Genomic DNA, 6,417 nt, shown 5'->3' on the forward strand with positions numbered 1-6,417 from the left:
ACACTCAGATAAAACTAAAAACCTTTGTATTTAATCAACTTTATAAAAGCATATTGCGACCAAGGTCGTAGTAAAAAAATTCCGTTAACGTAAAAAGTGCTCCTGTTAATTTATTTCATCTATTTTACAAATCACATCAATCTAATTAATCAGTTTTACCGAAGTTAATAAAATCAATACTATCGTTAACAGATTAACAGCCTGCACCACTGCCGGCACTTTTAAATAGATGAGGTCGACAATGAATACTCAAATAAACAAAACAAAATTAACACTAACTGCACTGGCACTTGCAATAGCATTACCGGCAAGCGCAGCAACAACACTTACTAAAGATAACGGCGCAGCTGTTGGTGACAACCAAAATTCAATTACTGCGGGCGAACGTGGCAGTGTATTACTAGAGGACGTGCAACTAATTCAAAAACTGCAACGCTTTGCACGTGAGCGTATTCCTGAGCGTGTTGTGCATGCTCGTGGTACTGGCGCACACGGTGTGTTTGTAGCATCAAAAGAGCTAGACGATTTAACAATTGCAGCACCGTTTGCACAAGCTGGTAAAGAAACAGACGTATTTGTTCGCTTTTCATCAGTAATTCACTCAAAAGGTAGCCCAGAAACACTGCGTGACCCACGTGGCTTTGCAACTAAGTTTTACACAGACCAAGGTAACTGGGATTTAGTAGGTAATAACTTACCTGTGTTCTTTATTCGTGATGCGATTAAATTTCCAGACATGGTTCACTCTTTAAAACCATCTCCGGTTGATAACATTCAAGATCCTAACCGTGTATTTGACTTTTTCTCGCACGAACCAGGTTCTACACAAATGCTAACGTGGGTTTACAGCGACTACGGTACACCAGCAAGTCTTCGTAAAATGGACGGTTGGGGTGTACATGCATACAAAATGATTAATAAATCGGGTGATGTTAAATACGTTAAGTTTCATTGGGTAAGTCAACAAGGTATTGATAACCTTGACGCAAAAGAAGTGGCAAAAGTACAAAGCCAAAACTTTCAGCATTTAACACAAGATTTATACACTGAAATAAACAGAGGCAATTTCCCTAAATGGGATCTGTACATTAAAACGCTTGATCCATCGCAGCTTGATGACTTTGATTACAACCCGTTAGATGCAACAAAAATGTGGTTAGACATTAAAGAAACTAAAGTAGGAACAATGACCTTAAACCGTATGCCAACTAACTTCTTCCAATCTACAGAACAAGTAGCAATGGCACCGGCAAACATTATTCCAGGTATTGAGCCATCAGAAGACCGCTTATTACAAGGTCGTATGTTTTCTTACGCTGATACACAAATGTACCGCCTAGGTGCTAACCACCAGCAATTGCCAATTAACCGTGCAAAAGTTGAAGTGGTTAACTACAACCAAGACGGTGCAATGAACTACGGGAACACAACAAGCAATGTGAACTACCAACCAAGCCAAGAAAACGTAGCTGAAAACCCAATTGCACGTAGAAGTAACACAGAGCTTAAAGGCTTTGTACAACAAGCCGCGATTAAAAAGCAGCAAAACTTCGCGCAAGCAGGTGTTATATACCGTGGTTTTAGCAAACAAGAACGTACAAACCTAATTAATAACCTAGCAGGCGATTTAGGCAAAGTGCAAAACAGCAGTGTTAAACACAAAATGCTTAGCCACTTTTACAAAGCAGACAGTGAGTACGGTACACGCTTAACTAAAGCTGTAAACGGCGATATTAAAATGGTTAAACAACTAGCAGCTAACTTGTAAGTAGCTAGTTGTAATTAACTAGCTGTAAGTAATCAGTTGTAAAAATTAGTCCCAACTAAGCAGCTATACAAACAACCACAATAATGAGGAAGGGATAACCCCCTTCCTCTTTTTATAAGAGACAATTGTTATGCGTAATTTATTAATTATAGTCGCTCTACTACTGAGCTTTACCAGTAGCGTTTACGCTCAAAATACCCCAAGTACACAAACACCCAGTACGCAAGTTGAAAGCCAACATTCTGCAAAAACTCAATACCAAAGCTTATTTGCTTATTACTTTGCCGCAGCACGTACCAACGACACCGCTGTAATAGAGCAATTTGTAGATGCTGGTATCCCTATCGACAGCTACAACAATAAAGGTTACACCGCGTTAATGATTGCCACTTATCACGGTAATAAAAACACAGTTAATACGCTATTGCACTTAGGCGCTAATGCCTGTTTAGAAGATAACCGTGGTAACACAGCGCTAATGGCCGCTATTTTTAGAGGTGAATTTAGTATCGCTAAAACACTTGTTAGCCTTGATTGCGACAATGCGCATCAAAACAAAGCAGGTCAAACAGCCGAGCAATTTGCACAAACATTTGGTCAACAAAAAGTTATAGAGTTACTAGCGCAGGTAAATAATGCAAAATAATCCGCACACAACAAAAAGCCCTAAAATAATAGGGCTTTTGATTTACTAAATATATGTTCAAATTAAACGTACTTACTCTAAAAACAGTGTGTTTATTAAGCTTTCTTGTTCTTTTCCAGCTTCATGTTTTAATGCTCGTATAAAATCCATAGAATTAGCGGGACTGTTTGGATAACCATGATTTTTCCAAACCAACTTGAGCGCATTAATAATGGGTTCATCCCCAATAGCAGCGCGTAGCTTAGCAAAGACAATGGTTGCTCGCGAATATTGATCAAAGCTTTGTGTAGCATCAACTAAGGCTGATCGCTCCTTTATGTTCATCAGCATACTTTGCTCATAGCGTGTTGTTTCATACTCAACCAGCGCTTGCATTGTTGCTTTCCCATAACGCTGCTCTATAACAACAAGCTCAATATACTTTGCCATAGACTCCACTAAAAAAGCGCTATCTGAAAATACCCCATTACCAATATCATGGCCAAACCATTGATGCGCGGTTTCATGAACTGCACGGCGATAGCGTTGATCAAAGCCTGCATTAGCGCTTGGCTTTGATCTAAAACCAACACTGTCTTCAATAAGTATAAGTTGCGGCAATGCATAACCTGTAGCACCAACACTAGGCGAGCCTATTAAACTCAATTGTTTTGCTCTATAAGGGCTTATATTATTAAGCCATTTTATTGTATCGCCCATTGCGCTGAGGTTTACAGCTATAGACACCGCTCGTGCTGGCTCGTTTTTATCTTTAGCAAACACGTTTAATATCACGCCATTTTGCTGTTTGGTAACAGGGGAATAAGGCACCGTCACCCAAGCTGGGATAGCATTTATGGGTGTACGAGTCTCAAAATGAAATATTTCGCGGTCATCTTTGCTGGTACGTGATATTTCCTCTCCTTGGGTTATAACCTGATAACCCCTTGTTGTACTCACTTTACTCGACATAGTAAGCCACTGGTAATGAGTACTTGCTTTCGCCGTTTTAGCAAATAGCTTCGTGGGTCTAATCACCGACTTCACTTTAAGTGTGTGTTGCTGACGAAGTATAGGATCGGTTAATTCATAATTATCTTGATAGCCAACAGTCGGCAATAAAGGCACTGATCGTATATAGCTAAATTCAGGGGTTATTATCTGATGGCCTCTTACTGGCCAAAGCTTAGCTTGATGAACATCAAACCGTGTAACTAGTTTACGTATTTCTCCTGGCTGCATTTCATTCTCAAACTTAAACACAGCTTGATTAAGCAAGGGAAAGCTTTTAGCCCTTTGCGCGCCATAGATTTCAATATCAGCCCATTTATAAAAACCAGAGCGCCCAACCAATATCTCTTTAATAGGGGCTTGATGGGTGTTTTTTAAGGTATATATTAAGGAAAAATGAGCTTGCTGCTGATGCGGGTAAAAGTCTACATTAGCATCAATGTGCATAATGCTTGGCTGTGCTACATTGCGCCATTGTGAGAATGCTTTTTCGTATTGTGCTTTAAATGCCTCGCGTTTATGCGAGTTGGTTAAAGGCTTCTCCTCAACCAGTCTTAAATGTAATTGAGTAAATAGCGCCACAGTGATAAGTAAAGGTATAAGTAACCAAAAATGTTTAACCCCCATTACTCTTTGGCTCAACCCGGCACCTCGGTGATTAAAAATCCCCGTAATTATAACTAAACTTATACACGCCACTAACCAAACTGATATATAAGGCCAATAACTACTTATACTTGCACGATAACCCCAAAAGTTATCAGGTGCCTGCAAAGGCGTCCAACCAACACTCCACAATGTATGCGTAAGACCAAGATAAGTCATTATCGGTGTAAATTTGATCAGTAAAATAACAGCAATTAGCAAACCCGCAATAAGCTGCGAACGACACAAATTAAATACACACAAAAATACACACGCAATAATGGCAAGCACAATTGCCATCAAAAATAAAATGGTTAAATGTACTTCAAATTGATATGCACTGTGTAAAAACCACTGAGCTGCACTTACCCCTAATAAGCTCATTGTTAAAAAAACCAATATCATAGTACCTAGGACCAGTAACTGACTGTTTAAAAAGTAATATGTTTTGAGCGGTGTGGCAGCGATCAGCTCAGCTATATTATAGTATTTAGCAAAGCAGCTTACTTGCCAGCTCCACAAAGCCATTAATAAAGTGCCAAACAACAATTGCATATCAAATGCATAATAGCTAATCGCATCAAGGCTTGTGGTGCTCATAACACTCATTGGTTCAACATAACTAGACGACGAGGCAACACTATTAAAAACCATCACCGGCCAAACAAAAATAATCAGTAAAGTAACAGGGTGTGAAACCAAATTAACCAGCGTAATTTTGTATAAACTGGCCATCATCAAAAATGGTTTTTGCGTGACTCTCGCTGTTTTATATTCAGCGGGTTTTAACGTGTTGTAACGAATGTATTCGTTAGTATTTTTACCATTTTCACTCTTTAATAATGTGTTTTTTTTATTGTTACTAAAAGTAATATAAAAAATACCAACAGTAAGCATACTCACAACAACGCGATTAATAGCAAATGAAGCCCCTAATGAATTGGTTAAACTGTTTATTACGGCTGTGTATGCAAAAGGGTCAAGCCAAACAAATAATGTATAAAATCGATTGCTTATAATACTACTTCCAGCAAGTATTGGATTTCCGGTAATACTTGCAAGCATTATGTAGCCTATCCACAACACCGCAAAAACAACATAATTGGGTAATGAATTAGCTGATTTATGGCAAACAAAAAAGGCAACAACAACTAAAAAGCAGCTATTTGGTAACAACACTAAAAAGCTATTAAATACAGTAAAAGAAACCATATTTGGTATATAGCCCAATTGCCTTACTTGCATGTATATCATTACTAAATCACTGATTAAACTAATAATAAAAACCAAGCAAATCAGTAAGCATACTCTTGCTAAACTGCGCTTAAATAAGCTAGTTTGCGTAGCATAAATAAGCTCCTGCATTGACGCGTGCTGATCTCGTAAAAATATAACGGGCGCCAATACTCCTACAAGCACAGGTAACTGCATCATTTGTAGCATTGTAATATTTAACTTAAATTGTTTTAACGAATTAACTTCAACTGCTGCAAGCCCAGAGGACAACATAACCGCAAATACCAAAGGGATAATAATGCACAGCCAAACAAGTGGTTGGCGCACTGCATATCGCCACTCATTAAAAATTAACATGTTTGACTTCCTTCATTGAGTGCAAAAAAGTACTTGTCTTGAAGCGTAGCGGGCGAGTTTATTGCATTTTGTGCAGGCGCTGTGTCTGCATACACACGAAATGACGCTCTACCATAGCGATGGCTCTTACTTAATACATGCTGATTTGGTATGCCCGTAGGTAAACTTTCGAGCTGCCAAATCTTACCTTCTAAAGGAACTAGTAACTCTTTTACGTCACCGCTTTGTATGAGTGTTCCTTGATCTATAATGGCCACGTAGTGACATAAATTTTCTACATCTTCAACAATATGGGTCGATAACAATATCAACCTATTTTGACTAATACTAACGAGTAAATTATTTAAACTTTCTCGTTCCACAGGATCAAGCCCAGCAGTGGGTTCATCCATAATAATTAGTTTTGGGTTACCTAACAAAGCCTGAGCCACGCCAAAACGCTGCTTCATTCCTCCCGAAAAATTAACGACCTTTTTATTAGCAAACTGAGTCAAATTGGTTAGTTCAAGTAAACTATTAATTTGGTTTTTGCGTGCATTACCATCTATGCCTTTTAATACGGCAATATGCTCAAGTAACGCCCGGCAACTCATATTGGGATACACGCCAAAATATTGTGGTAAATAACCTAGCTGCGATCTAAGCGCATCTGGTTGGCTAATCACATCAAGGCCATTAAAATTAATATGTCCGGAGTCGGCATTTTGTAAACACGCGAGTGTGCGCATAAGTGTTGATTTACCCGCCCCATTAGGGCCAAGTAGACCGACCATAC

3 protein-coding genes and 1 pseudogene (1 of these 4 cut by a window edge) are annotated in these 6,417 nt (G+C 38.8%); 2 read left to right on the plus strand and 2 right to left on the minus strand.

Features of this window, described 5'->3' with window-relative positions:
- Positions 1-241: 241 nt before the first annotated feature.
- Both L659_RS0121935 and L659_RS0121940 read left to right on the plus strand, forming a co-directional pair.
- Entirely contained in the window at positions 242-1,768 is a 1,527-nt protein-coding gene (locus L659_RS0121935) for a catalase (RefSeq protein WP_024591941.1), read from the plus strand.
- Between the two features lie 130 nt (positions 1,769-1,898).
- Positions 1,899-2,414, plus strand: coding sequence for an ankyrin repeat domain-containing protein (locus L659_RS0121940; protein ID WP_024591942.1), 516 nt, complete (start codon positions 1,899-1,901; stop codon positions 2,412-2,414).
- A gap of 72 nt (positions 2,415-2,486) precedes the next feature.
- Here the strand turns inward: L659_RS0121940 and L659_RS0121945 are convergent, their stop codons facing one another.
- Positions 2,487-5,642, minus strand: a complete 3,156-nt coding sequence (locus L659_RS0121945; RefSeq protein WP_024591943.1) for a M1 family aminopeptidase — start codon at positions 5,640-5,642, stop codon at positions 2,487-2,489.
- A pseudogene (locus tag L659_RS01000000123145) lies at positions 5,636-6,417 on the minus strand (ABC transporter ATP-binding protein); it runs 83 nt beyond the window's last position. Before L659_RS01000000123145 ends, L659_RS0121945 begins: the two are co-directional and overlap by 7 nt.

The organism is Pseudoalteromonas sp. S8-8, assembly GCF_000497875.1.
GTDB classification, from domain to species: domain Bacteria; phylum Pseudomonadota; class Gammaproteobacteria; order Enterobacterales; family Alteromonadaceae; genus Pseudoalteromonas; species Pseudoalteromonas arctica.

Bases quoted from the DNA above. Each gene is read 5' to 3' on its own strand.
- L659_RS0121935 (WP_024591941.1), top strand. From the start codon at position 242: ATGAATACTCAAATAAACAAAACAAAATTAACACTAACTGCACTGGCA.
- L659_RS0121940 (WP_024591942.1), top strand. From the start codon at position 1,899: ATGCGTAATTTATTAATTATAGTCGCTCTACTACTGAGCTTTACCAGT.
- L659_RS0121945 (WP_024591943.1), bottom strand. From the start codon at position 5,642: ATGTTAATTTTTAATGAGTGGCGATATGCAGTGCGCCAACCACTTGTT.